The organism is Mesorhizobium wenxiniae, from assembly GCF_002284535.1.
In the GTDB taxonomy this organism is placed as follows: Bacteria; Pseudomonadota; Alphaproteobacteria; order Rhizobiales; family Rhizobiaceae; genus Mesorhizobium; species Mesorhizobium wenxiniae.
Genome location: NZ_NPKH01000020.1, coordinates 347,608 through 371,014 on the forward strand (window position 1 = coordinate 347,608; position 23,407 = coordinate 371,014).

The 23,407-nt window shown below is 61.5% G+C and carries 30 protein-coding genes and 1 pseudogene; 10 read left to right on the forward strand and 21 right to left on the reverse strand.

What is annotated here, in order from left to right:
- Window positions 1-49: 49 nt before the first annotated feature.
- Genes CIT31_RS11910 through CIT31_RS11940 form a run of 7 tightly spaced genes read right to left on the reverse strand, consistent with a single transcriptional unit; the run spans window position 50 to window position 6,651 of the window.
- Window positions 50-1,117, reverse strand: a complete 1,068-nt coding sequence (locus tag CIT31_RS11910; RefSeq protein WP_095518746.1) for an ABC transporter ATP-binding protein — start codon at window positions 1,115-1,117, stop codon at window positions 50-52.
- Window positions 1,117-1,905: an ABC transporter permease gene (locus CIT31_RS11915; RefSeq protein ID WP_095518747.1), complete on the reverse strand. Its 789-nt coding sequence runs from the start codon at window positions 1,903-1,905 to the stop codon at window positions 1,117-1,119. The genes CIT31_RS11910 and CIT31_RS11915 overlap by 1 nt, the downstream gene beginning before the upstream one ends.
- Window positions 1,905-2,774, reverse strand: coding sequence for an ABC transporter permease (locus CIT31_RS11920; RefSeq protein WP_095518748.1), 870 nt, complete (start codon window positions 2,772-2,774; stop codon window positions 1,905-1,907). The genes CIT31_RS11915 and CIT31_RS11920 overlap by 1 nt, the downstream gene beginning before the upstream one ends.
- A 25-nt stretch (window positions 2,775-2,799) precedes the next feature.
- Complete coding sequence (locus CIT31_RS11925) at window positions 2,800-3,861, reverse strand: ABC transporter substrate-binding protein (RefSeq protein ID WP_095518749.1); 1,062 nt, start codon at window positions 3,859-3,861, stop codon at window positions 2,800-2,802.
- 56 nt (window positions 3,862-3,917) lie between these two features.
- Window positions 3,918-4,892, reverse strand: coding sequence for a PfkB family carbohydrate kinase (locus tag CIT31_RS11930; RefSeq protein ID WP_095518750.1), 975 nt, complete (start codon window positions 4,890-4,892; stop codon window positions 3,918-3,920).
- Window positions 4,889-5,923 (reverse strand): ADP-ribosylglycohydrolase family protein, encoded by a 1,035-nt coding sequence (locus tag CIT31_RS11935; protein ID WP_165778415.1) that lies wholly within the window; start codon window positions 5,921-5,923, stop codon window positions 4,889-4,891. Before CIT31_RS11935 ends, CIT31_RS11930 begins: the two co-directional genes overlap by 4 nt.
- Before the next feature lie 2 nt (window positions 5,924-5,925).
- Window positions 5,926-6,651 carry a GntR family transcriptional regulator gene (locus CIT31_RS11940; RefSeq protein ID WP_095518751.1) on the reverse strand — a complete coding sequence of 242 codons (726 nt, stop codon included), beginning with the start codon at window positions 6,649-6,651 and terminating at the stop codon, window positions 5,926-5,928.
- A 117-nt stretch (window positions 6,652-6,768) separates the two neighbouring features.
- Between CIT31_RS11940 and CIT31_RS35060 the strand changes: the two genes are divergently transcribed.
- A complete protein-coding gene (locus tag CIT31_RS35060) occupies window positions 6,769-7,095 on the forward strand; it encodes a hypothetical protein (RefSeq protein WP_245316184.1) in 327 nt (108 codons plus the stop codon).
- A gap of 218 nt (window positions 7,096-7,313) precedes the next feature.
- Here the strand turns inward: CIT31_RS35060 and CIT31_RS11950 are convergent, their stop codons facing one another.
- The 4 genes from CIT31_RS11950 to CIT31_RS11965 form a co-directional block, all read right to left on the reverse strand.
- Window positions 7,314-7,523, reverse strand: a complete 210-nt coding sequence (locus tag CIT31_RS11950) for a DUF2934 domain-containing protein (RefSeq protein ID WP_095519337.1) — start codon at window positions 7,521-7,523, stop codon at window positions 7,314-7,316.
- 72 nt (window positions 7,524-7,595) lie between these two features.
- Entirely contained in the window at window positions 7,596-7,802 is a 207-nt protein-coding gene (locus CIT31_RS11955) for a hypothetical protein (protein WP_095518752.1), read from the reverse strand.
- A gap of 100 nt (window positions 7,803-7,902) precedes the next feature.
- On the reverse strand, window positions 7,903-8,202 hold the full coding sequence (locus CIT31_RS11960) for a DUF1236 domain-containing protein (RefSeq protein ID WP_095519338.1): 300 nt from the start codon (window positions 8,200-8,202) through the stop codon (window positions 7,903-7,905).
- Between the two features lie 322 nt (window positions 8,203-8,524).
- Entirely contained in the window at window positions 8,525-8,896 is a 372-nt protein-coding gene (locus CIT31_RS11965; RefSeq protein WP_342586915.1) for a hypothetical protein, read from the reverse strand.
- Between the two features lie 229 nt (window positions 8,897-9,125).
- On the opposite strand from CIT31_RS11965, the gene CIT31_RS34155 reads away from it, so the two are divergent.
- Window positions 9,126-9,272: a hypothetical protein gene (locus CIT31_RS34155; RefSeq protein WP_095519340.1), complete on the forward strand. Its 147-nt coding sequence runs from the start codon at window positions 9,126-9,128 to the stop codon at window positions 9,270-9,272.
- 48 nt (window positions 9,273-9,320) lie between these two features.
- Here the strand turns inward: CIT31_RS34155 and CIT31_RS11975 are convergent, their stop codons facing one another.
- The 6 genes and pseudogenes from CIT31_RS11975 to CIT31_RS12000 form a co-directional block, all read right to left on the reverse strand.
- On the reverse strand, window positions 9,321-9,623 hold the full coding sequence (locus CIT31_RS11975; protein ID WP_095518753.1) for a hypothetical protein: 303 nt from the start codon (window positions 9,621-9,623) through the stop codon (window positions 9,321-9,323).
- Window positions 9,624-9,736: 113 nt separating this feature from the next.
- A pseudogene (locus CIT31_RS11980) lies at window positions 9,737-10,079 on the reverse strand (hypothetical protein).
- Window positions 10,058-10,270 carry a hypothetical protein gene (locus tag CIT31_RS11985; protein WP_095518754.1) on the reverse strand — a complete coding sequence of 71 codons (213 nt, stop codon included), beginning with the start codon at window positions 10,268-10,270 and terminating at the stop codon, window positions 10,058-10,060. The pseudogene CIT31_RS11980 and the gene CIT31_RS11985 overlap by 22 nt, the downstream one beginning before the upstream one ends.
- The gene (locus tag CIT31_RS11990; protein ID WP_065009808.1) at window positions 10,255-10,521 is read right to left on the reverse strand and encodes a hypothetical protein; all 267 of its coding nucleotides are present in this window, start codon (window positions 10,519-10,521) and stop codon (window positions 10,255-10,257) included. Before CIT31_RS11990 ends, CIT31_RS11985 begins: the two co-directional genes overlap by 16 nt.
- A gap of 1 nt (window position 10,522) precedes the next feature.
- The gene (locus CIT31_RS11995; RefSeq protein WP_029351719.1) at window positions 10,523-10,741 is read right to left on the reverse strand and encodes a hypothetical protein; all 219 of its coding nucleotides are present in this window, start codon (window positions 10,739-10,741) and stop codon (window positions 10,523-10,525) included.
- Window positions 10,738-11,622: an N-acetylmuramidase family protein gene (locus CIT31_RS12000; RefSeq protein ID WP_245316187.1), complete on the reverse strand. Its 885-nt coding sequence runs from the start codon at window positions 11,620-11,622 to the stop codon at window positions 10,738-10,740. The genes CIT31_RS11995 and CIT31_RS12000 overlap by 4 nt, the downstream gene beginning before the upstream one ends.
- A gap of 53 nt (window positions 11,623-11,675) precedes the next feature.
- Here CIT31_RS12000 and CIT31_RS12005 point away from each other — a divergent pair, with 53 nt between their 5' ends.
- The 3 genes from CIT31_RS12005 to CIT31_RS12015 all read left to right on the forward strand — a co-directional run bounded on the left by CIT31_RS12005 (window position 11,676) and on the right by CIT31_RS12015 (window position 13,580).
- Entirely contained in the window at window positions 11,676-11,855 is a 180-nt protein-coding gene (locus tag CIT31_RS12005; protein ID WP_095518755.1) for a hypothetical protein, read from the forward strand.
- Window positions 11,856-12,421: 566 nt separating this feature from the next.
- Window positions 12,422-12,553 carry a hypothetical protein gene (locus tag CIT31_RS35725; RefSeq protein WP_280950327.1) on the forward strand — a complete coding sequence of 44 codons (132 nt, stop codon included), beginning with the start codon at window positions 12,422-12,424 and terminating at the stop codon, window positions 12,551-12,553.
- Window positions 12,554-12,893: 340 nt separating this feature from the next.
- Window positions 12,894-13,580, forward strand: coding sequence for an acyltransferase (locus tag CIT31_RS12015; protein ID WP_280950328.1), 687 nt, complete (start codon window positions 12,894-12,896; stop codon window positions 13,578-13,580).
- On the opposite strand, the gene CIT31_RS12020 is transcribed toward CIT31_RS12015, so the two are convergent.
- The 3 genes from CIT31_RS12020 to CIT31_RS12030 all read right to left on the reverse strand — a co-directional run bounded on the left by CIT31_RS12020 (window position 13,573) and on the right by CIT31_RS12030 (window position 16,738).
- A complete protein-coding gene (locus CIT31_RS12020; protein WP_342586934.1) occupies window positions 13,573-14,115 on the reverse strand; it encodes a methyltransferase domain-containing protein in 543 nt (180 codons plus the stop codon). The two genes, CIT31_RS12015 and CIT31_RS12020, sit on opposite strands and share 8 nt — an antisense overlap.
- Before the next feature lie 256 nt (window positions 14,116-14,371).
- The gene (locus CIT31_RS12025; RefSeq protein WP_133116137.1) at window positions 14,372-16,063 is read right to left on the reverse strand and encodes a hypothetical protein; all 1,692 of its coding nucleotides are present in this window, start codon (window positions 16,061-16,063) and stop codon (window positions 14,372-14,374) included.
- Between the two features lie 243 nt (window positions 16,064-16,306).
- On the reverse strand, window positions 16,307-16,738 hold the full coding sequence (locus CIT31_RS12030) for a hypothetical protein (RefSeq protein ID WP_133116138.1): 432 nt from the start codon (window positions 16,736-16,738) through the stop codon (window positions 16,307-16,309).
- Window positions 16,739-16,916: 178 nt separating this feature from the next.
- On the opposite strand from CIT31_RS12030, the gene CIT31_RS12035 reads away from it, so the two are divergent.
- Complete coding sequence (locus CIT31_RS12035) at window positions 16,917-17,108, forward strand: hypothetical protein (protein WP_133116139.1); 192 nt, start codon at window positions 16,917-16,919, stop codon at window positions 17,106-17,108.
- 75 nt (window positions 17,109-17,183) lie between these two features.
- On the opposite strand, the gene CIT31_RS12040 is transcribed toward CIT31_RS12035, so the two are convergent.
- Window positions 17,184-18,359 carry a glycosyltransferase family 2 protein gene (locus CIT31_RS12040; protein ID WP_165778416.1) on the reverse strand — a complete coding sequence of 392 codons (1,176 nt, stop codon included), beginning with the start codon at window positions 18,357-18,359 and terminating at the stop codon, window positions 17,184-17,186.
- 318 nt (window positions 18,360-18,677) lie between these two features.
- Here CIT31_RS12040 and CIT31_RS12045 point away from each other — a divergent pair, with 318 nt between their 5' ends.
- The 4 genes from CIT31_RS12045 to CIT31_RS12060 all read left to right on the forward strand — a co-directional run bounded on the left by CIT31_RS12045 (window position 18,678) and on the right by CIT31_RS12060 (window position 23,403).
- The gene (locus CIT31_RS12045; RefSeq protein WP_165778417.1) at window positions 18,678-19,649 is read left to right on the forward strand and encodes a polysaccharide deacetylase family protein; all 972 of its coding nucleotides are present in this window, start codon (window positions 18,678-18,680) and stop codon (window positions 19,647-19,649) included.
- Entirely contained in the window at window positions 19,649-20,494 is an 846-nt protein-coding gene (locus CIT31_RS12050; protein WP_051695003.1) for an ABC transporter permease, read from the forward strand. The genes CIT31_RS12045 and CIT31_RS12050 overlap by 1 nt, the downstream gene beginning before the upstream one ends.
- 88 nt (window positions 20,495-20,582) lie before the next feature.
- The gene (locus CIT31_RS12055) at window positions 20,583-21,533 is read left to right on the forward strand and encodes a glycosyltransferase (protein WP_165778418.1); all 951 of its coding nucleotides are present in this window, start codon (window positions 20,583-20,585) and stop codon (window positions 21,531-21,533) included.
- A gap of 241 nt (window positions 21,534-21,774) precedes the next feature.
- Window positions 21,775-23,403 (forward strand): glycosyltransferase family 2 protein, encoded by a 1,629-nt coding sequence (locus CIT31_RS12060; protein ID WP_095518763.1) that lies wholly within the window; start codon window positions 21,775-21,777, stop codon window positions 23,401-23,403.
- Window positions 23,404-23,407 lie beyond the last annotated feature (4 nt).

Sequence of the window (23,407 nt, forward strand, 5' to 3'; positions counted from 1 at the left end):
CTGACTATGCCCGACCATGCTCTCACTGATTGCAGTCCGCCTGGCAAGATCAGTTCGCGGCGATCAGCACCGTACTCTTCGGCGACCAGCGCAGCAGCACCTCCTGGCCTGCCGCCAGCCTGTCAGCGCCGGTGTTCTGCACGATGACCTTGAGCGTCTGGCCGTCGCGTTCGACGAAATAGGTACTGTTGTTGCCGGCGAAGATACGCTTGGAAACTTGGCCACGGAGCACATTGCCATTGGCCTGGTCCGCGCTTCCGGAATCGATGGCGATGCGGATGCGTTCGGGCCGCACCGCGCAGCTGGCCTTGGCGCCGGCGGCAAGCGTCGCCCCTGCCCGGGCGGCGATCGCCGTGCCATCGGGCAGCCGGATACCGACGCCTGTGGTCTCGCCGCGAAAGATGTTGGCATCGCCGAGGAAGGTGGCGGCGAATTCGCTTTTCGGGCTGTCGTAGATCTCCTCCGGCGGCCCTTCCTGCACCAGCCGGCCATCGCGCAGGATACCGATGCGGTCGCTCATCGTGAGCGCTTCTTCCTGGTCGTGGGTGACGAAGATGGTGGTGATGCCGATCTCGCGCTGGATACGCTTCAGTTCGATCTGCATGTCGACCCGCAGCGCCTTGTCGAGCGCGCCGAGTGGTTCGTCGAGCAAAAGCACACGCGGCTTGGTGACGATGGCGCGGGCCAGCGCAACCCGCTGACGCTGACCGCCGGACAGCTGGTGCGGCCGGCGGCCGCCGAGCTTGCTGAGTTGTACCAGATCGAGCGCGCGCTGCACCTCGCTTGCAATAGTTGCCTTGGCCTCGCCACGCACCGACAGGCCGAAGGCAACATTGTCGGCCACGCTCATATTGGGAAACAGCGCATAGTTCTGAAACACCATGCCGATACGCCGCCTCTCGACCGGCACCCGCTCGACGCTCTCGCCGCCGATCGCGATGCGGCCCGAGTCGGGGAAATCGAAGCCCGCGATTTGCCGCAGCAGCGTGGTCTTGCCGCTGCCCGAGGGCCCAAGCAGTGCATAGAAACCACCGTCGGCAAAATCGATGGAGACGTCATCCAGTGCCTTGTGCGCCCCGAAATTGCGCGACAAATTCGATACTTGAACGCCGGCCATTATTTCTCTCCGCCGAATTTGAAGAAACGTGCCGTAAGCAGCATCAGCGCCATCGAGACGACGATGATGATCGTCGAGACCGCGTTGATCTCGGGCGTGAAACCCTTGCGGATCGCGGCGTAGATCTCGACCGGCAAGGTTGTCTGACCCGGCGTCGACAGGAAGTAGGACACCACGAACTGGTCGAACGATACGGCAAAGGCGAACAGCCCGCCGGCGATGACGCCCGGCATGATCCAGGGCAAGGTCACGCGCCGAGTCACCTGCCACTGGTTGGCGCCGAGCGATCGCGCCGCCTCTTCCAGTTCCGGCGCAAAGGTCTGCAGCCGTGCCGAGACGACGACGATGACATAGGGCAGCGCCAGCGCCACATGGCCGAGCAGGATTGCGAACAGACCACGCCCGATGCCGACGCCGAAGAAGAAAATCAGCATCGCCGTACCGGTGATCAGCCACGGAATGGCGATCGGCGGAAACAGCAGCGCTTGCAGGAATTTCTTGCCGCGAAATTCGTAGCGATAGAACGCCAGCGATGCCGCCGTGCCGAGCGCTGTGCAAAGGATGGTGGTGATGACGGCGATCTCTATGCTGTTCGAGGTTGCGGAGATCAGCTGGTCGTTCTGCCACAGCGACGCGTACCATTCAGTCGTCCATTCGAACGGCAATTGGTAGAAGGGCGAGACGTTGAACGACATCAGCGCCATGATGACGATCGGGAGATAGAGGAAGGCGAGCAGCAGCCAGATGTAGAGCCGGCCAAGCCATTCGAGGATACGGGTCGTCGCCATCAGGCGGCCCTCCTGAGCACCGGCGATGTCAGCGCAAGAATGACCAGGACGACGGCCAGCAGGATGAAGGACAGCGCTGCGCCCAGCGGCCAGTTGAAGACGGCGACGAACTGATCCTCGATGACCGTTCCGTAGAAGGTACCGGTGCGCCCGCCGAGGATACGCGGCTCCATGAAGGAGCCGACGACGGGCACGAAGATCAGCGCTGCGCCCGCCACCAGCCCCGGCATGGACAGCGGGATGATCACCCGCCTCAGCATCTGCAGCCTTGAGGCGCCGAGCGAGCGCCCTGCCTCGATCAGCGAGTCGTCGATGGCCTGCAGCGTGAGGTAACAGGTCAGCACCATGTAGGGCACGTAGGAATGCACCAGCCCGATGACGACGGCCGGATACGAATACATCACGTCGATGTTGATCTTGAACGGCAGCACGGCGTTGAGCGCGGTGTCGAGAATGCCGCCCTCGCGCAGCACCATCGCCCAGGAGAAGATGCGCACCAGCCCGTTCGACCAGAACGGCAGGATGACGAGCAGGAAGATCGCCTCGCGGCTGCGCCCTTTCAGCACCTTGGCCAGCACATAGGCTGCGGGAAAGCCGATGACGACGCACCACAGGGTCACCTCAAGCCCGAGCCTGAGCGACGCCAGCAGCAGCGTCAAATACAGCCGCTCTGAGAAGAAGGTGGCGTAGTTCTCCAGCGTGAACGACCACGCCTTCCCCGACAGCGGCAGCTCGGTCATGGAGGAGAAGAAGACCATGGCCGACAGCGGCAGGAAGATCGCCACCGTCAGCCACAGATAAGCGGGCAGAAGCAGGGGCAAAGCCGATCGCAATCCGCTCCTCGAACCGGTCGCGACGTGTTCCGCCATATGCCTCTCCCCGAAAGCCCGCCCGCTACTTCACGTTGACCTTGAGCTCTTGCCACAGCGCCAGATAGGCCTCGCGCTGCGCATCGGTGATGGGCGCCTGGAACTGGATGCGCTTGGCGACATCGGGATCGCCCATCACCTTGCGGTTAAATGCATCTTCGGGAAGCGCTGCAACCGCCTTGGTGTTGGCCGAGACCGGGGCGCCGACCTTGGTGACCCATTCAACGTAGAAGCCGGGATCGATCATGTAGTTGATGAACGCCTCGGCGCCGGCGACATTCTTGGAGCCGACCGGAATGGAAAAGGCGTCGAGCCAGGCGACGGCGCCTTCCCTTGGGATGACCAGCGAGACCGGCAGCTTGAAATGCGTCTTGGCGCGGTCGGCCGAACCGCTCCAGTAGGTGCCGATGTCGATCTGGTTGGAGGCGACCATCTGGTTCCAATCGTTCTCCGAGCTCCAGAATGTCTTGATCTGCGGCATCAGCGAGGTCAGCTTCGCCTTGACGGCTTCCATGTCCTTGATGTCGTTGATGTTCTGGCCGGTGGTGATGGCGCCGAACTGAACCGCTTCGACCGCGTCGTCGCGAATGACCACGCGGCCCTTATGGGCCTCGTTCCACATTTCGGTGATGCTGGTCGGCGGCGTCTCGAAGGACTTCTCGTTGATGGCGAGCGCGGTCAAGCCCCACACCCATGGCACGCCATAGACCTTGCCGTCACGAATTAGCATCGGCGATCCCGCCTTGTCCGGGCTGATGTCGGCGTAATTGGGAATATTGGCGACGTCGATCGGCTGGATCAGCTTTTCCGCCATCGCCTGGTCGTTGAAGGCTGCGTTGATCATGACGACGTCGTAGAGGCCGGGATTGGTCCTCAGCTTGGTCAGCATTTCCTGTTCGGAATTGAAGAAGTCGTTGATGACCTTGTTGCCGGTCGCCTTCTCGAAGGCCGCGATGGCCCAAGGCTCGTCGGCCCCGTAGCCCTTCCAGTTGAGCACATGCACTTCGGCGGCAGTGGCGGCCAGCGTGAGCGCGGAGGTGAAGACGGCAGTCGCCGTCAGAAAAGCAGTCAGTTTGGACATGCGCATGTTCGTTCCTCTCATTGTTTGCCCGGTTAGCGGGGCTTGTTACGTCATTTAGGCTGTCAGAAATGGGCCTCTTGCTTCCGGCTATGCACGGTCGTCAGTCGATCGTAATGGCCGAGGAATGTCTGGATCTCCTGGTCGGTCGGCGCCGACGACCCGCCATGGCGGGTGACCGAGAGCGCCGCCGCCGCATTGGCGTAGCGCGCCGCTTCGACGGGCGGCACCCCGCGCGAAAGCGCGCTGACGAAGGCGCCGATATGGGTGTCGCCGGCGCCGTTGGTATCGACGGCGGCGACCTTAAAACCGGGCACGGCCTGCGCGGTGCCGTCAGCCAACCGCACGAAGCAGCCTTTCGCCCCGGCGCGTATGACGACCCCCTCGGCGCTCGGACTGTGATTGGAAAGAAGCCTGGCAGCAATAGCCTCGACATCGCCGGCGCCGGCGATCTCGGCCGCTTCTACGATGTTGCAGCTCAGCCAGCTCGTGCGCGCCAGCACCCGGTCGAGAATGGTGCGCGGGATGTCTGATATAACAGGCGTCGGATCGAAGACGAAGGGAATTTCCGCCGGCAGCGCCTCGATCCAGTCGGCCAGCGCATCGCGGCTGCCGACATAGCTCAGCGTGTAGCCGGAGGCGAACACCCAATCCCCCGGCGCAACCCGGATGGGCGCCATCATGCCGAGGCTGAGCACACTCTCGGCACCAGGCCATGACACGAAGGTGCGCTCGGCGTCGCCGCTGATCATGGCGACGCAATTGCCGCTGTCCATCATGGTGGATGCCGGGGTCAGCGTTGCGATGCCTTCCGCCGCGAGGGCGGCACGCAGGAAGTCGCCATTCGGTCCGCTGCCGAGTTGGCCGCCGAACGCCACTTTCATACCAGTGCGGCTGGCCGCGACCATCATGTTGAAGCCGCCGCCGGCGACCTGGGCAAAGCTCGATGCGGTTTTCTCGGTGCCGGGCGCCGGCAAGGCGTCGATGCGGTAGACAAAGTCGACCACCGCGCTGCCGATATGGACGAGACGCCCGCTCATGCCGCCGCGTCCTTGCCTGAAATGCTTTTCGCCATCCGCGCCGCGACCAGGTCGGCGGCGAGCGCGCGCACCTGCGCAATGTCGAGGCCTTTGAGCCGGTTGATGTGTTCCTGCGGCAATCGGGAAAAGCCGGCGCAGGCGCCTGCCATGCCGGCGGCAATGGCGCCGATCGTGTCGGTGTCGCCGCCGAGATTGGCGCTGATGACGGCCGCCAGCCAGGGATCGCCGCCGGCTATTTCCAGCACCGCGAAGGCCGCCGGAACCGATTCCTGGCTAGCGACGCCGGTGCCGACCAGGTCGACGATCAGCCGGATGCCGTCAGTGACAGCCTTGCCGCGAACGAGGCTCCTCGCCCAGTCGATCCGCGCGGCAATGTCGCCGCCGGTGATCCAGTGACCGAGTTCTGCGCCGCGCTTGGCCGCCACGACGGCACGATCTGCGGCGGCGCGCCAGTCGCCGCCGGCAACGCCGCGGCTGACGGCGGCAGCGACGGCTGCGGCTGAAGCAATGGCGATCGAGGTGTTGTGCGTGGCGCGGCAGGTTTCCGCCACCTTGGCGACCAGCGCGTCGAGCGGCTCCGGCGGCATCATGATGCCGACCGGCGCGATGCGCATGGCGGCGCCATTGGTGTCGCCGCCACTTCCCGCTTCCTCGGCCGGCACGCCGCCATTGATGGCGTCGATGGCGCGCTTGGTCGACGGTCCGAGCAGATCGTAGCTGCCGCGCGCCTTGACCTCGCGCTCCCAGTCGAGCAGCGCGTTGACCCAGCGCGTGTGGTCGAAGCTATCGCCTGAAACAACCAGGATGCGGCCGAGCAGCAGCGCCTGTTCGGTGTCGTCAGTAATAGTGCCGGCGGCCAGGCCTTTCGACACTGGATGGTCGGCGACGGGCGCGACGAAATCCTCGACACGACCGTAGAGCTCGGCAATGCGGGCCGGCGACAGCAACTGCGTCGGCATGCCGAGCGCATCGCCCAGCGCACCGCCGATAAGCGCACCCATCGCCCGGTCGATCGCCTCGGCCGTGTCCATACTCAGAACTCCAGGTGAAGTGCGAAATGCGCCGGATTGAGAAGGCTGGTGACAAATTCGATGGCGCGGCCATCGGCCGCGCGCGTCAACCGCCGCGTGCGCAGGAACGTCGCGCCCGGCGCGCAATCGAGAATGGCCGCGTCCTCGGCGCTCAGCATCTCGATATCGACCCATTCCTCGCCGTGATCGGGGACGAGCCCCGCCCCTCGCAGCGTCTGGTGCAGCGAGCCCTCGCGCAGGCCGCGCAGCGGCACGTCCTCCAGCTCGGGCGACAGCGGCAAGCGGCTGCGCTCGATCGAAATGGCGTGGCCGTCATCGGCGTTGCTGCGCACCCGGTCAACGGCGATGAAGAACGGGCTTTCGACGCCCAGCCTGGCAGCGAGCTCGGCATCCTGCATGACTTCGAGCCTGAGCGTGCGCGTGTCGGCATTGGCGCCGGCATTGGCCAGCGCCCGCGACCAGCCGACGGCGTCGTCGACCGGCATGCCGTCGAAGGTGACGAACGAGCCGATGCCGACTTTGGTGGTGATCAGCCCGCGGCTCGACAGTTCCTCGAGACCCTTGCGGATGGTGTTGCGGCTGACAGAAAAGCGCTGGACGAGCTCATTCTCGCTCTGCAGGCGGTCGCCGAAGCCGAGCACGCCGGAGCGGATCTCGTGTTCGAGGACGGTGGCGATCCGTCCGGGCTTGCCCGTACCGGGAGACGACAGAGCCGTGCGACGCGTCATGGAACACCTGTTCAGTAGACCTGTATAATCCTGTTCAATACCGTGACATGGCGGTCATGTCAACGGCTCGTGGCCAGCACGCTTTTGAGTTCCCCATACCTGGCCAGGATGGCTCTGATGATCACGAACGGTTCGTCGCAGGCTGGAATTTTATGGGAACCTTCACCACCCCCGAGCGGTTTTTTCTATAGTCGCAAATGCAGCGACAACCGAGAAAATGGAGACAAATGGAGAAAAATCATGCTCACGAAGATTCTCGCAGCGTCCGTACTCGCCGCCGGTCTGGCCACCTCTGCGATGGCCCAGAATACCAGCGACCCAGACGCTGACATGGGTCCCGGCAGCGACAGAAGCGTCGTCACCGACCCTGCCCCGGTCGATCCGAACCTCGCCGAGCCGAATGCCGTCGATCGGGTAGCATTATTGCGGGCCCTGATGACTTGAATTCAAATGCCGACTTGAATTCTAATGCCGATCGTAACTGCCCTATAGGCCCGCAGGGCGCGATGCCGGATGTAATGAACAAGGCTCCCGGCACGGTTTCACCGACCGTCAACGACAACCACTGCGGCAAGTAGCCGAGATCGATTTCCACACTTTCGGCCGCGGCACGGACAGAGTTTTCGTGCCGCGGCCGAAACGCTGTGTTACGAACCGCTATGTTAGCTTGCTGAACTCTTGCGCGGTCGGACAGATTTCGGCTTGGTGGCCTTTCCGGTCGCGGGAACCTTCGCTTTCGGCCTGCTCTCCTCACCGTCGATCTCGGCTGTGGCCTCATCCCAGTGCTGCTGGTGCGCGCCGTCGGGCCGGCCGGCCTGCTCCCAGATCGCGTGGGCCCGTTGGCGAATGCGTTTCTGCCTGTCGTCCGTCACTGTTGCCTCCATCGGCTCAAATCCGTGAGCGACAACTTTTAGCTGAAATTTCGATCGCCGTCTTGGGCGGCTTCAGCCCTGGTCGGACAGAACCGCGACACCGAGAAGCGCCGCCTTTTTGGTGATCAGCCCCGCCAGATCCGCGTCCGAGCGTTCCGTTCCAGTTCGCTCACGCACCTCTGCAATCAACTCCTTCATCGACAACAGGGCAGTGCCCCGTTCAGCAAGCAGCTTGTCGACAGATGCGGCCACATTGCGTGACTGGACATGGGGCAACATCGAAATGGCTCCTTCCCGCGACAAGACGATCAACGGCCGGCTGCCTGCCGGCGAGCCGCCGCTCCCTCTTGCGTCTTCCCGAGAGAGCGGCGGGTGAAGGTCAGTCGATGACCTGCACGATGCTGCGGGTGCCGGGGTCGACCAGCACGGTGCGATCGTCGACGACTACGTATCTGTACTCGACGTCGGGAACCTCGTGAAGTTCAACCGTGTCGGGCAAAGTGGAACCGACATTGAGCTCCACTCCCAAAAGGCTGATCGACGCCAGCGGGTGCTTCTGCACATATTCGCGGACGACTGTCTGCTGTTCGGGCGTGATAATCACCTGGTCTGCGGTGGCCACGCCGATACCGGCGAGCAGAACCAGCCCGGCGGCGGCAGGAACAAGGTGGATTTTCATCGTCTTCTCCTGTCTGGTTTGGGGGTCCACCTTCCACAGTCGGGAACGGCAGGCCCAGATTGCAAAACGCAGACGTAACCTTCTTTGTTCCGTGAGCGGCGGCCAATCGATCGCCGCATTGGCGCCGCACTGATGCGACCGCAGTGGCCCGCGTTCCTGTCGCAGGCACGCGGGCCGATCGGATTGCCCGATCAGCAGCGATACCGGAGGGGGTGATATCGACTGCTTCGAGAGGAACATTTAGCAAGAGCTAATGTTCCGGGCCGAAGGCGAAAAAGCCTGCCGTGGCACCCGTCAGGCGCAAGGCGGCAAAGGCCCGAATCTATTGTTTCGGCGGCTGTGCCGGCACCTCGCCGGGCTTGAGCACCGGTGTCTTCCCTTGGTCCGGCGGCGGTGCGGCCATGCCCTGATCGCCGGTCGGCGGCGGCTGCAGCACGCCGTCGCAGGGATCAAGCGTGTCGGTCAGGCTGTCGCTGGCTCCGTTGTTGACGGGCGGCTTCTGCTGCTGGCCGTTCTGCGGCTGGGCCTGGCAGGGGCCGGCAGGCGCCTGGTCTTGTGTCTCCGTCTGGGCGGCAACCGGCGCCGCCAACGCCAGCGCACCCAGCACGCCCATCATCAGCGTGCCCGTCATCAGCGTGCCCGTCATCAGCGTGCCCGTCATCCGCGTACTTGGCAAGAATTCGAAAGGTTTCACGTCGAACTCCTTTCCCGCGAAGGATCACCTCCTTGCCAAAGCAGGTGGGCGGCGATTGGTTCCCGTATGCTGCGACGCGCCCGGTTCCATGCTGGTTCAATCGACTGACACGATAGTTTTGAGCGGCAAGAGCGACGAGTTCCATGGAAGACGCGAAAACCGCCCCGTTTCCGGAGCGGCGCGGCATGTTGGGGAATCGTTAATCAGCGACTGCTACTATAGCGGGATCATGACCAAGAATCTCGGAAACGCCGTCAGGAACGCCCCGAAGGAACCGGCAAGGAGCTCCGCCCTCAGCCGGCTGGCGCCCGCCTTGTTTCCCCTGGCGGTCGTCGCGCTTGGATATCTGATCGGCTGGCAGTTCTTCGCCTTCTAGGGCATCGGCCCCCTCGCGCGAAGAGACGTCGCGCGAACAGACCTTGGATCAGAAGCCGGCTGCCGGGAAATCGAAACGCCATTCCTCGCATCGATGCACCCGACATTGACCGTCAAGCGTCCGGACATAGGACGCGACGGGCACGGCGGGTCGGTCGCACTCATTGCCAAATTGGCGGACATATCGATCATAGGTGTTGCGGCCGGTGGTCAGGACGATCGCGCGTCGGCTCTGGATCAGCTGCTGCGTCTGTTCGCATGTCATGGTGCGCGCATCCGGCCGGGCGTAAGCCATGCTTGTGGCGGCGAGCAGGATCGCTGCGGCTGTCGAGACGATTGGGCGAGCTGGCATGGTGCATCCTCTCAAGGGTCGTGCCTAACGCGCACCGTCGCCCGTGGTTCCGCACCTTCACCAGGGTCTCCCGCAAGAGGCTGTTACTGCGGCGCAAAAAGACAGGCGCGATCTCACTCCTCCTTCTCCGGCTTGAACCGCCTCACCACCACCTCGAAGACGAATCCGAAATCCACATCGCCGAGACGCCGATGAGGAACGCCGCGGCCAGCGTCGTGGTGTCGTCGTCGGGCGACGGCAAAGGCAGGCCGGCGCGGATGTAGTGCACCACGGGAAGCGTTAGGTAGGCCGCCGCAGCGCGCCGCAGATCGGCGACGCCACCATCTCGCGAACCTTGTAGCGGTGGCGCGACAAGGCCCGCAGAATGCCGCCGGAAAGGCCGGCGACCACCACCGGCGCCTTGATGCCGAGAGCATCGAGAAACTCCTGTATCATCACGGCCTCCACCCGCACCATCTGGCGCCCTTCCCGTTGTAGGCATTCACCTCGTCGAGCTCGGCCCGCGACATGGCGGCGACGACGCGGGCGGACGGACGCCGCGCCTGATTGTGGTCGCACCAGACCTGACGCGCGGGCGAAACCGGCGTTGTGCATCCGGCGAGCAACAGGCCCCCGAGCAGCAGCCCGATCGTCAGTGCCTTGCCCATCGCATCGCCTCCCGCCGTGCGGCTTCGTCCGGCAGGTCGCGCGCCGCGCGTTCGGCATCGGTCGCCTCGCGGTCCATTTCGAGGCGATCCTGCGCGGCGGCGAGTTTTTCCGCCGCTCGCCTGGCCGTATCCTTCTTGGCCCGGCTGATGCCGCCGGCGACAAAGAGGCCGATGCCGCCGACGAGTGCTGCGAAGATCGCCATGATCGCCTTGTTGCCGGCGAGCGCGCTCAGCATGGAAAGCACCCACATCTCAATTGCCCTCCACGGCGGGCTGTCTTCTGACGAGGCCGGCGACGCCGTCGCGGACGACATTCATCAGGATCTTGAGCAGGGTCAGCACCCCGGTGATCTTGAGCGCCAGGGCCGCGTCGATGCCGAACATCGTCCAGTCGAAGCCGACCAGGCCGGTAAGCAGCAGGATCAGCACATTGATCAGATTGTGCGCGGCATTGGTATTGAACCACGTCATGGCTTTGCCTTTTGAAACAAAGAGGGGGCCTTTCGAAACAAAGAGGGGGCCTTTCGAAACAAGGAGAGGATTGCGGCGACCAACGGAGCCAGGACCGCGGCCCAGAATCCGGGCAGCGGTCCGGGCCGGACTCCAGCCCTGCCCGGCTCTGCCTCCGAAGTCGGGGAACCGTTCAGCTGCGGAGCCTGCGGGATCGGAACAGGCGCTGGAGGCTGTGCTGGGGCAGTGTGCGGCCACGGCGTGTCCCTGATCCCAGACCATTTGCGGAACGCGTCGGCAAGCCTGATATCGTAGGCGTTCTTCCCAAAGGATGCGCCGTTGTAGCCCTTGGCAAAGCCGGCCCAATCGTGCTTGCGCAATTTGCCGTCGAGCCGGTTGGCGGCGATGAAATTGACCGCCGCCGCCAGCTGCAGCGCCTCGTCCTCCATCATGGCTTCGACCATGGCCTGCACGGTGGGGAAGCCGGCCGCCTTGAAATTCTCGCCGAGAACCTGGCCGAGCCCCCATGACGCCGATCTGAGCGCCGCCGTCTCGTCGATCGCGATAGCCGCTTTCAGGCGCGGATAGCTGTCCCGGGGATAAGGCTTTTCGCCCCACCTGACATAGGCAAGTCCGGCCGCGACTGCTTGCGCCCGCTTCGCCCCCGACAGGTTGCGGAAAAAGACATGCGGCTCGAACAGGATGATCGGCCGGCCATGGGCGTCGAAGCCATGCCCGCTGGTCTCGACGTCGAGAAAGGCGTGGATCTCATCCTCCCGACGCCGATCCTGGCGCCAAGTTTTGGCAGATCGAGGTCGTCCAGGCGCCTGGCGGCACCCTTGAACGTGGTATCCATGATCGTGTCCTTTCCGCCCAGGTCGCGGGCAGGTTGATGTTTGCAACCGACTGTGTGAAATGAGCCCAAGAGGAGCGGAGATCGGGAGGACAGCGGCCCATGTCGCAAGATGAAGGAACGGCGCGCTGGACGGTGAAGGCCGAGCTATGCGCGGTCGGCCGCGACAAGCCCTTGCTTGTGGCGCTGGCAGCGATCCTGTGCCTCTATTGCGGGCTGGTCACCGGGCCGATCCTCTATGCGTTCCTGGCCATCCAGGGCATGGCGGATTTCTTCAAGTGACGGTGTTGACCATTTGAAAACAGCTCGATCCGTCTTGCTGCCTGATCCGAAATTGCTTAGCCGGGATGAAACTGCTCCCATGAACCGTTCGTACCTTGTGGGACACAGGGTGCGGGAGGGCACGTGACAATAAGGATCAGGCTTCCGGGCGGGACCTTGAAGATCAAGACGAAGGACGAGCTGCGCAGCCGCGAACAGAAGCGCGAAGTTCCGGTCTGGCAGTCGGAAATTACTTCATCGTCTGGTGGCCGAGCAGCATATCGGATTGTCCGTCCAGGCCCCCGCCAAAACGATAACCCTGCGACCCGACCCTTCTGGAAACAGTCCCAGAAGATAGCCCCAGAAATAGTCAATGACCGGCCATTGACTCTTCCGCCACGGAAGCTCTCTAATTGCTGCGCTGCACAATGGGGTTGGGCTGATGGCGGTTCGTATCAAGTTGCCGGGCGGCACCTTGAAGATGAAGGTGTATCGGGAATTGCGCGAGCGCGAGCGCACCCGCCGCATCCCTGTCCTAAAGGTCGGTTCGGTCTATTTCACCTGGTGGTCGAACCGCCAGCCTCAAGATGAAAGTCTATCGCGAATTGCGGGTGCGCGAACGCGAGCGCCGCGTGCCGGTCATGAAGGTAGGTTCGCTGTATTTTGTCTGGTGGTCGAACAGCCAGCCTCACGACAAGTCGCAAGACAGCCGTCATTAGTCTTTGCAGTATTTGCGCCATTCGCCTGCGCGGGCTACGGCGTGTCTTTTGGACGCGTAAGCCCAGCCAGCCGCGGCCGAAATTCTCGACTGACAGGATCGCTCGGTACAAACCTATCTACGGTCGACGACATGCTACCGGCACTGGCTCGTTGCCTGAGGCCGTGTCGAGCCAAACGAATTACCGCGTGAACACCTCACCATCACGCTTGCAAAGCGGAGATGCTTGCCGCAAATGATGGGCGGTCCAACGGATCTGCCCCTGACGATGCGAACTGACCTGCTGGTGCCATAAACCCTCAGCGCTTTCCGGCTCCAAGCGATCGGCGCATCCCGCGCCAATGGTGGAAACCGACGATGAGCGCGATGCGCGGGCAGCATTGGAGGGTGCTTTGTGCGCAAATGCCACAACCTCATTGTCTGCGACGGATCGCAGGTCGCCGAGAGACAGCAACAGATACGATACGGAACACACTAACATGCCTTTTGTGCCGCGCTTCCTGCAACACCTAGCGGGCGTCAATGTCGGCGCCGGCACGAAGATGGCCATTCAGAGCGTCCGCACTGCCCGCCGTGGCCATCACTCGATCGGCGAGGACGGTATCATCAACTGCCGGTTCTCTTTTGACCGGTCAGCAGCCCAAATCACGATCGGCCGCCGCTGCTTCATCGGCAAGAGCCACCTAGTCGCCGCCGAGCACATCAGGATCGGCGATGACGTCGTTATCTCCTGGGGTACGACGATCGTTGACCACAACTCGCATTCGCTGGATTGGAAGCAGCGAGCCAACGACGTCGCGGACTGGCATCAGGGCAAAAAAAACTGGTCGGGTGTCGGCATCGCGCCGGTCACGATCGAGGAGAATGTCTGGATCGGCTTTGGCGTGACAATCCTGAAAGGCGTCACGATCGGCAAGGGCGCGGTCGTCGGGGCGGCGTCTGTCGTCACGAAGGACGTAGAGCCCTTCACGGTCGTTGCCGGCGTTCCGGCCAAAAGGGTCCGCGACCTCTCAGAATCGACTACTTAGTGCTGCAGAGCGCTCCGGCCATGTACGCCATGTTCCGCAGCGCAGTCTTGGGCGCGAACCTGAGAAATTCGGTCCGCAACTTGTATTTCACCCATCCTTTTGACCGGCCGGCCAGGTGCTGCTCATAAGCAAGGTCATGGGCGAAAGTCATTTGCCTCTCAACCTTGAGACCAGAAGTCTTCAGCAGATTTTCGAACGTCAACGGCGTGTAGAAATTGATGTGCCCATACGGCCCGGACATCCGAATGGCGCGATTGAGGTTTCTCGTATGCTCCAGCGGCACCTCGATGTAGAGCTTCTTGCAGACCCTCGCCGCCTCCATCAAAAACATCCGTTCGTGCTCGACATGTTCGACGACGTGGATGGCGAGACCGAGATCGAACGACTTGTCGGGATGAGGGATGTGGTAGCCGTCAAAGATATCCAGGCTGGCTAAGTTCGCGACATTCCTGGCCTTAATGGCCTCGACGCCACTTGTTGAAATCTCGACGGCTCCAAGAGTCTTCCCGAGACCTTTCTTGTTCAGCTTGTCCAGAACGGCACATCCTCCTAAGGATCACCCCCGCCAAGCCAACCGTGCCATAGTGCGCGAACCGCGTCCAGTGCGGACTAGGCGCCTCCCAGCCACACTTCGACGAGCCTTCGGCATCGTCCTTAGGCACTGTGATTCCTCGACAATAAGTTCGGGTCATTGAACTGTTAGGATCTTCTTTCCGACGATCACCCATTCCTCGCCCTCTGCAAGCGTCGCGATCACTTTACCCTTGCACTGAATAGCGAATGGCGTGGCCTTACCCCCTTTCCGCGACGTATTTCGATGAAGCGCAATGCATTGCCGTCGTGGCCGGCGTCGTTGAAGTGCAGGCCTTTTGATAGGCCCCCGAGCTGATGTAATCGAACCCGTCGATCGGGATCGTCGGCACATTGCGCGACCGGGTAGGTTTGGCGGATCGCGCCAAGCGCTGCGTCGTATGTTCGGCCGCCCGTATAGCTGCCATCCCAAGACGAGGACGGGCGTTGGCGGCGCCAGGGCCGCTTCCAGCGTGTTGATGATCGACGTGATGTTCGTTGAAATCGTCGCCGGCGGCGTGCCAAAGCTGTCGTTGATGCCCAGGGCGAGGACCGGCACGATCTTGCCGCCAGCATAGCCGCATTGTGCGACCGCAGAAGCAAGGCGCGGCGCGTTGAAGGACGCGAATGTATAGCTTCCGTGCGCGGCGCGCGGCGCGCGGCGTCCGCAGACGCGGGCGCGAGCCGGCCGCCTTTATGCCGAGACGGATAAGCCCGGTGATCTCCACAGGTCCGCCTGCGACCGTGAGGGTATAGTTTCCGCTCGCCGCCTGCCCTGTCAGGGACGGGCCGGAATATTGATCGAGTGCCAGAGCACCGGCAGCGTTCACAGTCTTGTAGGCCGCGCCGCCGTTGAAGGCGAAGGCGAAGGCGAGCGAGCCTTGACCGGCGTCCTGGGTGTGGTGGACGCCGACCTGTTCATAGGCGCCCGTGAAAGCCAGGGACGCACCATCCGCAAGGATGATGCTTTCGCCGAGCGGCCCGCGCGTTCCCGTCGAGACGGTTCCGCTGGTCGTGACGCCATAGAAGGCGGGCGTGTAGGTAGAGCTTGGCCGCAGCGCCGTCATGCCCGGTTCATCGTCAGCAATACTGACATTTGCGAACTGCGTGACGCGATTGAACCAGTGTGCGGGGCGGTTGCTGGCCAGCGCCCAATGACAGCCGGAACCGCTTGCCCCGGCATTAACTTCGGTAATGTACCCATCGGACGGCGCTGGCGTTTGCATGACAACGCTGTAGTTCGACGGGGTATTCGTGCCTGTGTTGACCAATGACGGCCAGCCAACAACCTGCTCTGATCCGACAATATCAGCCAGTTCGTTTGCGCTAGCATAGGCAGCACGCGCCTTGACGCCGATTTCGCCCGTGAAAGTTGCCTTCCATTGCGGGCCACTGGTAAAACCAATGGTCTTGGCGGTGTTCGACGTAGGAACCGCCGCCGTGAACCACTCGGCTTCGCCGTTCGGAATGGCCCCCGCCGTATAGTACCAGGTGCCGGAGCCGGTGCGCTGGAGGCCCATGACACTGCCGGCCGGTTTCAGGATCGAGAGCCCCGAGTTGACGGAGGACGGGCCGGCAACGGCAAGGATGGTTTGTTCAGAGACGAGACTCAGCGTGCCGTCGCCCTCGACGTGGGCAAAGACGACATGAATGGTCCCGGCTGTCACACCGAAACCGAGCTCTACGCTCGACAGATTTTCATCTATCGCGGACAGAGACCCCGGCCAGTAATAGACAGAAGTGTTAGTGATAGCCGTGCCGCCGACCGAGCCGGTAATGGCTACCGGACCCACCGTCCGCGATCCGATCAAGGCGATGACTTCCGCCGCTGACGCGCGAACGCCCGTGTCGATGGCAACCGGCCCGCCACTACGTTGTCCATTCCGAGGATACCGGCGCCGATTTCGGTCCAAAAGTATTCACCAACCTCAACATTCCGGGCAAGAACCGGTGGGGCGCTGGCACCAGCGAGGCCGGCTGACGCGCCAAAGCTAAAAGCAGGTGCGGTGGTATAGGAACCCGACGCCGTGATGAGGATCATAGTGACTACGCCGCCAGCGACGATGAACCGACCGGCAGCGCCAGAGCCAACACCGCCAGTAATGGCGAGATCGAATGTCCCATCAGTCCCGCCAGCACCGCCCACGAGCGCACCGCTACCAACGATACCAAAGCCGACCGCCCACACGATCGTCGGGAAGATGCCCTTGCCATACAGGGACGCGTCGCGCCGCCTGGGCGCTGGCCAGATTGGCCGCGGTTGCTTCGACATCGGCGGCGGTTTGTCCGGCATTGGCGGCGGAGGTGGAGGCGCTGGCAGCTGCCTGGCCGGCACTGGTCTCAGTGGCATCCTTCAGCACCTTCGTTTCATCGCGCAGCGCTTCCGCCTCATCGACAACGTCTGAAATGTCGGGCGACACAAACGGGATAATGGCGATGGCGTCGGTGCCCACGACCGGCTCGTCGGCCGTAAACTGAAACACCCGGTCGACATTGACTGTCCCTATCTGGGTGTGGACCGTCGTTCCCTTCTGCAAGGTGCGGGCGGTGCGGGCATCGGCGGCGCGAAGCCATTCGCCTTCGCTCACCGTGTAGATCCCGTTCTTCGTCGGGTCGGACTGGGTCGCCAACCTCGAATGGCACGCCGTCGATGGTTTTCAGGCCATGAAGGAGGATGTTGGCTGTGGTCGCCAGACGCACGGGTTCGCGTTCGCCGGTCAGAAGTCGAACGGCGGCAGTTGCAGGTCGGGCCATCAGGCTTGCTCCATGAAAAAAGCCTCGGCGAAGCGAGGCTTAAAAGTGCTCTATGATTTCAGCGCGCACCACAGGACCTGCCCGTCGATTGTCGATGCCAGCCGCGACGATCGCGTCCGTATTTGCGGATGCGCAGGCTTCGAATATCATGTCAGTTTTCTGCTGTCTGCCGAGATTGCGCTTTCTAGGCGGGGCGTCGCTTAGCAGTCGCTTAGCACCTGTCATTTCAGCCGGTCTCAGATCAGGTGAGTTTAGGTGCCGGCACCTCGTGTTTAAGACCTAAGCGCCGTCTTCGACGAGAGCGGACGGATCAATACTCCTCGGACTTGACTCGCGAAGCTGGCGCGGCGTTGGCGTCTTGAGGGCCATCTGGACTCGCCTTCGAAGCCACTCCGGAGGAAATGGCTGGCAGATGAAGGTCGGATCGGCGTCGAAGAAACGCTCTGAGGTACAGATGGAATGCGGCGAGGTCGGAACCATGCGCTGTTTAACGGCAAGCATTCTTGGTACAAAGCGACACAGCCGCCGCCACAGGTCTTGTGCGGACGGCTTTGCGAAGACATGAAACAGCGCGGCCGGATCGATCCGTGTTGCGTGGACAAGCGGAGCGATGGCCGCGCCTGGCGACGTGCGGGCGGCTTCGCTGCCATAATACGCTGACGCCACGCCATCGGACCAACGAAACAAGAAAGACGCTAGCCTGGGATGTCGCGTGCGGACTGTTTCAAGGACGATCCGGTGCGACGTCAGCATGGCGACATACCTGGTCGACATAGAAGATGGTGATCGCCGGTAACCAATCAGATACTCGGGAACGACATCATAATCGCAGATCGCGGCAATGTTGAGCTGCATCTGCAAGTCTTCGGCTCCTTGGGCCCCTGCGGCTCTGAGCGACGGGTCGTATCCCCCGGTTGCCGTAAGAACTGATCGCCTGATTAGCGGTGAACTTGCATTGCCGATAAAATTCTCAACCAGCAGCCAGTTGTGAACGTCCCCGCGAGCGAGAATTGGTGGGGAGCATTCTATCACCAAATCATCATCATCGATGACCCTATACCATGCGTAGACAAGGCCGAGAGACGGCCGCGATTGAAAGAGGCCGTGCTGCTTCTCCAGCTTTGTCGGGTGCCACACATCATCCGCATCAAGCGGCGCTATAAATTCACCCTTCGCCGCATGAATTGCCAGGTTTCTGGCGACAGCAACCCCTTGGTTCTGCTGTCTCAGAAGAGAAATACGCGGATCACTGGTTGCAAATGTCTCGACGATCTCAGCGGTCCGGTCGGTCGACCCGTCATCGACCACTATGATCTCCAGCTGTTTGAAAGTTTGTGAGGCGGCCGACTGGAGGGTGTGTCGGATAGTCTTTTCCGCATTGTAAGCAGGAATGATGACGGAAACTGCGGGTTGCATATCAAAAAAAGCCTGCTTTTGATGAAGGATGAATGCCACCAGCCTAAATACTAGCATGCTCGAGCGGGATAGTATCAAGCCGCTTGTCCCTACCGGCTACTTCAAAATCTGAGAATTCGCCCGGTATTCGCACTCACGGCGGCGACATGTGCTAATATGCTGGTTCCAATCCGCTCAAACTTGTGGATACCTTCATGCTTCCTTTCGTTTCGCTCACATCCGTGCCCATGGCCTCGTGGTCTTATTGCCATCAGCTATATGCTTTGAACACTCACATGTATCGCGTTTCTGCCGATGGGGATGGCATCCGCGATCGGACATGAGCGTAGTTTTTACTGTTCCCGCGGCGGGAGACCGATGGTGATTCCGCGCGTTCTCCTGCAGCTCGGTCGGCTGGTGCGGCGTCGACCCCTGCGCCGTGCTCCCATCATACTGATGTACCATCGCGTTGCAGATATCGCCGTCGATCCATGGAGCCTAGCCGTCCATCCGGCGAGGTTCGACGAACAAATCGAAGCGCTGACGCGGACCCGGCGGGTGGTGCATTTGCATGAGCTGTTCGATGTCATCGAACGGGGAAAGCCGGGCAAACCGCTTGCGGTTGTCACGTTTGACGACGGCTATCACGACGTCTACAGCAACGCTCGCCCGATCCTACAGCGTCACGACTGCCCGATGACGCTGTTTGTTGCGACGGGAGCAATAGGAAGCGGCAGAGAATTCTGGTGGGATGCGCTCACGCGCATCTGTCTTGAGACGCCTGAACTGCCTGACCAACTCGACATCACGATCGAGGGAGGCAGGCATCACTGGCCTATCCCGAAGATGGTGGATCAGGCCGGCCGTGACAAAGTCTACCGGGAGGTGTGGTCGGCGCTCCGAACGCTGCCGTATGAGCGGCAGAACGCACACGTCGAAGACATTGCGAAATGGGCAGGCGTTGGTCTCGACGCCAGGCCAGAGCACTGTATTATGACTCCCGCGGAAGTTGGTGACATCAGTGACGACCTGATCACGATTGGCGGTCATACTGTCAGTCATCCCACGCTTCCGGCCCATTCCTTCGCGACCCAGCTTCGCGAGATCGTCGACGGCCGTTCGGCCTGTGAGCAAATGACCGGAAAACGCGTTCTCTCTTTTGCATATCCATTCGGAGACCATGACGCTCTGTCGGTATCTGCCGTCAGGAAAGCGGGATTTGAGTTCGCATGCACGACGCGCGCCGGGTGCGTTGCGCCCGAGGCAGACGTGCTGCGTTTACCTCGATTGTATGTCGGCAACTGGTCAGGGGACGAATTCTTGCGAAAAATCGAGGATCATCTGTTCTGATGAACGCACAGCAGACTACCATTATCACTCCTCGACGCGGCTGGTTTGACCTCGATTTCTGGCACCTGTGGCGCTATCGCGATCTGCTGCTCCTGTTCGCGATGCGCGACATCAAAGTCCGCTACAAGCAGACCTTGCTTGGTCCGGCTTGGCTGATCCTGCAGCCCCTGGCGCTTACCGCAGCCTTGACCACCGTCATCAGCGGTATCGCGGGCATATCAACCGGTGGCCATCCCGCGCCAATCTTTTATCTGACAGCGCTGGTGCTATGGTCGTATTTTTCCCAAGTCGTCTCCACCGCGAGCCAGGTCTTCATTGCCAACGGTCATCTTTTCAGCAAGATCTACTTCCCGCGACTCGTCGTTCCCGTGTCGTCGCTGCTGTCGAACAGTGTGGCCCTGGCGATCCAGCTTGGCGTCGCATTGGCCTTCTTGCTCTGGTACCAGCTGACAGGAAAAGTGGACGGGTTGTCGTGGCGCCTCGCGTTCTTTCCGCTGGTGATCATCCAGATCGCGGCATTCTCGTTGGCTGTTGGGCTTTGTCTAGGAGCGTCAACCGCGAAGTACCGCGATACAGCTCATATGACTCCGTTCCTCATTCAGATCTGGCTGTTCGTGACGCCGATCATCTTTCCTTTTTCGGCTATTCCCGAGCAGTACCGGACGCTGACTGGATTTCTGAATCCGCTCGCTGTCATAATTGATGAATGGCGCTGGTGCTTCTTCGGCACTTCGGCAGTCGGTGCGCCACAAATCGCTGCAGCGCTTGTCACGACCTCGGTCGTGCTGTTCATCGGCGTCGTGATCTTTCAACGCGTCGAACGAACGGCCATGGACATGCTGTGAAGAGAAATGACAACCCTTGCGGCCCCGTAGAGAGTGAAGGTCGCCCTTCGTCGGCCGCCGCGCATTCTGCACAATGGGCACGACGCCGATGCCATTGATCTCCGTCATCACGCCTTTCCTCAATGTCGAGCGGTTTCTTCCGGACGCGATCGAAAGCGTGCGCGTGCAAACCTTCACCGACTGGGAAATGCTTCTTATTGACGACGGATCATCCGACGGGAGCGTTGCAATCGCGGTGGCTGCAGCAACCGGCGATCCGCGGATCCGTTTCATTCGATCGAACGGCCAGCGTCGCGGCGCCGCCGCGGCGCGCAATGCCGGAATCGCGGCGGCGTCGGGCATGTTCTTCACGTTCCTGGATGGCGACGATATATTTGAGCCGGAAAAATTCGAGACGGAACTTGCGATCTTTGATGCGCATCCTCGCGCCAAGGTCCTTTACGGACCGACCCTGTGGTGGTTCCCCGATGAGCCGCACAGGAACTGGACCGACTCGATGCCACGCCAATCGGGCCGTCTGCACATGCCGCCCGACCTGCTCGACCAGGTCATCGTGCGCCAGCGGGCTCATGTGCCGTGCATCTGCTCGATCATGGTTCACCGCGAAGCTTTGGTAGCGGTGGGCGGCTTCGATGAGGCGTTCGAGCTCTACGAAGACCAGACCCTTCTAGTGAAGCTGCTGTTGCGCTATCCGGTATTCGTGACATCCACGCCCACCGGCCGATACAGGCAGCACCTCGATTCGACATCGGCCAAGGCGACTGCTTCCGGCATCTACGATCGACTGCGCCCGCATGCTGCTCGCATCGGCTTCCTCGAATGGGTTGAGATGCATGCGTCGGCCTCGGGATTGATGACGCCGGAGTTGCAGCGGGCGCTCCGCTTCGCATTTGCGCGCTATCCGGCCCAGCGTCGGCCCCTGACACTTCGCGATAGGTTTGACCTCGCCATCGAAGCCGGACGCTGGTTCGCCCGGCGGCTGACGCCACGCCGCACCCTGTCGAAGGTGTTCAAGCTGCTGACGAGAGCACGGAAGTAGTGGGCGGGATCGGTGGCGCGGATTGGATCGCGACCGAGCCTGAGATGTCTGATACTAACGATACCGTTTTACGTGAATGACAAGTCGCATCGCCTCGCTGGGGGCGACGTGCTAAAACGAACGAGTGTCCATCATTTCTGTGCCAAAATTCTGTTTGTGAGGCCTACGGTCGCGTTCGATTTCTGGCAACGAACACCAGCCCGTTGCCTCTCTGCGAAGCTAAGGAGAATTTGGCTGTTTCATGATCGCAGTCGTCATAACAACTTACAACCATACTCGCTTTCTCGAGGAAGCCATTCAGAGCTGTCTTCATCAAAGCCGGCCGATCGATGAAATTATTGTCGTTGACGACGGATCCACCGACAATCCGGCATCGGTTGTCGAGCGTCATCCAGGCGTGCGCCTGATCAGGCAGGACAATTGCGGGCTCGCGGCCGCCCGAAACACCGGACTGGCGGCTTCCAGATCCGATTACATCACCTTTCTGGACGCGGATGATCGTCTCCTTCCAAATGCCATGGAGACGGGCGTGCGAGTGCTGGTTGCGCATCCAGATGCGGTTCTCGCTTACGGAGCTCATCGCTTCATCAATGGAAGCGGTGCGATCGAGTCAGACAAGCATCACGTCGCGCTTGTCGAAGATCCTTATCTTCAGTTACTGCGGACGGGAAACTTCATTGCGATGCATGCGACCGTGGTTTATCGGCGGGAGAGGCTCGCGGCCATAGGCGGGTTCGACGTTTCAATGCGGTCCTGCGAAGACTATGAGCTATTCTTGCGAATCGCCCGGCGCGGTTCGATTGTAACGCACGACGATGTCGTCGCCGAATATCGCATGCACGGCGACAACATGTCGAACAATCGATCGATGATGCTCGCTGCAGCATTGTCGGTGCTTGACAAGCAGTTGGCAGGTCCGGTTGACGACGATGTGCGTCTTGCAGTCCGCGATGGTAGGCGGTTCTGGAAGACCTACTATACCGGAGAGATGACTACTGATGCCTTGCGCGCGATCCGCGCCGAACCCGCCAAAGCGATTCGCATGCTGCGGCAGGCTTTGCAGATGTCGCCGCCGATCACGCTGCAAACGGCGGCATTTAAGATAACACGCAAGGTCGGCAGGCATGTGCAACGGCTGCTCGGAGCTTCCGGCGCCGATTGGCGGGCTCCGCGCGTCGGTTCGGTGCGGTTTGGGGATTTCGCACGCACGATGCCGATGAGCCACTCATTTGGATATGATCGCGGCAAGCCAATAGATCGGTATTATATCGAGAATTTCCTACAATTGAATGCGGCCGACATACACGGCCGTGTGCTGGAAATCGGCGACAACAGCTACACGATGCATTTTGGCGGTGCTCATGTCGTCAAGAGCGACGTGCTGCATGTTGACCCCGATGATCCAAACGCGACCATCATAGGCGACCTGTCGCAGCCCGGAGTGCTGCCGTCAAACGCCTTCGACTGCATCATCCTCACGCAAACACTTCATCTGATCTTCGACATGTCGGCCGCGGTCGCTGCACTGGCCGAAGCGCTCAAGCCCGGGGGCGTGCTGCTGCTAACTGTTCCTGGCATCACCGCGGTCGATCGCGGGGAGTGGGGCAGCACGTGGTTCTGGTCATTGACGCAGGCGGCGTTGGCGAAGTTGCTTGCGAAATCCTTCAGCCCGGCGAACATGGCGCTCGAAACCCACGGCAACGTCTTTGCGGCAGTTTGTTTTCTTCAGGGACTCGCCAAGGAAGAAGTTTCTGACCAGAAGCTCGACGTCCGGGATACCGCCTATCCTATCGTTGTCACGGCGCGCGTCGTGAAGGACGGGCTGACCGCGGATCAACCCGCCAGTCGAACCGCAAATGTTACGGCTTGAGATC

What these genes read in the sequence shown, in the direction of transcription:
- CIT31_RS11910 (WP_095518746.1), bottom strand. Translation starts at nt 1,117, where the DNA reads ATGGCCGGCGTTCAAGTATCGAATTTGTCGCGCAATTTCGGGGCGCAC.
- CIT31_RS11915 (WP_095518747.1), bottom strand. Translation starts at nt 1,905, where the DNA reads ATGGCGACGACCCGTATCCTCGAATGGCTTGGCCGGCTCTACATCTGG.
- CIT31_RS11920 (WP_095518748.1), bottom strand. Translation starts at nt 2,774, where the DNA reads ATGGCGGAACACGTCGCGACCGGTTCGAGGAGCGGATTGCGATCGGCT.
- CIT31_RS11925 (WP_095518749.1), bottom strand. Translation starts at nt 3,861, where the DNA reads ATGCGCATGTCCAAACTGACTGCTTTTCTGACGGCGACTGCCGTCTTC.
- CIT31_RS11930 (WP_095518750.1), bottom strand. Translation starts at nt 4,892, where the DNA reads ATGAGCGGGCGTCTCGTCCATATCGGCAGCGCGGTGGTCGACTTTGTC.
- CIT31_RS11935 (WP_165778415.1), bottom strand. Translation starts at nt 5,923, where the DNA reads ATGGACACGGCCGAGGCGATCGACCGGGCGATGGGTGCGCTTATCGGC.
- CIT31_RS11940 (WP_095518751.1), bottom strand. Translation starts at nt 6,651, where the DNA reads ATGACGCGTCGCACGGCTCTGTCGTCTCCCGGTACGGGCAAGCCCGGA.
- CIT31_RS35060 (WP_245316184.1), top strand. Translation starts at nt 6,769, where the DNA reads ATGATCACGAACGGTTCGTCGCAGGCTGGAATTTTATGGGAACCTTCA.
- CIT31_RS11955 (WP_095518752.1), bottom strand. Translation starts at nt 7,802, where the DNA reads ATGTTGCCCCATGTCCAGTCACGCAATGTGGCCGCATCTGTCGACAAG.
- CIT31_RS11960 (WP_095519338.1), bottom strand. Translation starts at nt 8,202, where the DNA reads ATGAAAATCCACCTTGTTCCTGCCGCCGCCGGGCTGGTTCTGCTCGCC.
- CIT31_RS34155 (WP_095519340.1), top strand. Translation starts at nt 9,126, where the DNA reads ATGACCAAGAATCTCGGAAACGCCGTCAGGAACGCCCCGAAGGAACCG.
- CIT31_RS11975 (WP_095518753.1), bottom strand. Translation starts at nt 9,623, where the DNA reads ATGCCAGCTCGCCCAATCGTCTCGACAGCCGCAGCGATCCTGCTCGCC.
- CIT31_RS11985 (WP_095518754.1), bottom strand. Translation starts at nt 10,270, where the DNA reads ATGGGCAAGGCACTGACGATCGGGCTGCTGCTCGGGGGCCTGTTGCTC.
- CIT31_RS11990 (WP_065009808.1), bottom strand. Translation starts at nt 10,521, where the DNA reads ATGTGGGTGCTTTCCATGCTGAGCGCGCTCGCCGGCAACAAGGCGATC.
- CIT31_RS11995 (WP_029351719.1), bottom strand. Translation starts at nt 10,741, where the DNA reads ATGACGTGGTTCAATACCAATGCCGCGCACAATCTGATCAATGTGCTG.
- CIT31_RS12005 (WP_095518755.1), top strand. Translation starts at nt 11,676, where the DNA reads ATGTCGCAAGATGAAGGAACGGCGCGCTGGACGGTGAAGGCCGAGCTA.
- CIT31_RS35725 (WP_280950327.1), top strand. Translation starts at nt 12,422, where the DNA reads ATGAAAGTCTATCGCGAATTGCGGGTGCGCGAACGCGAGCGCCGCGTG.
- CIT31_RS12015 (WP_280950328.1), top strand. Translation starts at nt 12,894, where the DNA reads ATGGTGGAAACCGACGATGAGCGCGATGCGCGGGCAGCATTGGAGGGT.
- CIT31_RS12035 (WP_133116139.1), top strand. Translation starts at nt 16,917, where the DNA reads ATGAAAAAAGCCTCGGCGAAGCGAGGCTTAAAAGTGCTCTATGATTTC.
- CIT31_RS12045 (WP_165778417.1), top strand. Translation starts at nt 18,678, where the DNA reads ATGGTGATTCCGCGCGTTCTCCTGCAGCTCGGTCGGCTGGTGCGGCGT.
- CIT31_RS12050 (WP_051695003.1), top strand. Translation starts at nt 19,649, where the DNA reads ATGAACGCACAGCAGACTACCATTATCACTCCTCGACGCGGCTGGTTT.
- CIT31_RS12055 (WP_165778418.1), top strand. Translation starts at nt 20,583, where the DNA reads ATGCCATTGATCTCCGTCATCACGCCTTTCCTCAATGTCGAGCGGTTT.
- CIT31_RS12060 (WP_095518763.1), top strand. Translation starts at nt 21,775, where the DNA reads ATGATCGCAGTCGTCATAACAACTTACAACCATACTCGCTTTCTCGAG.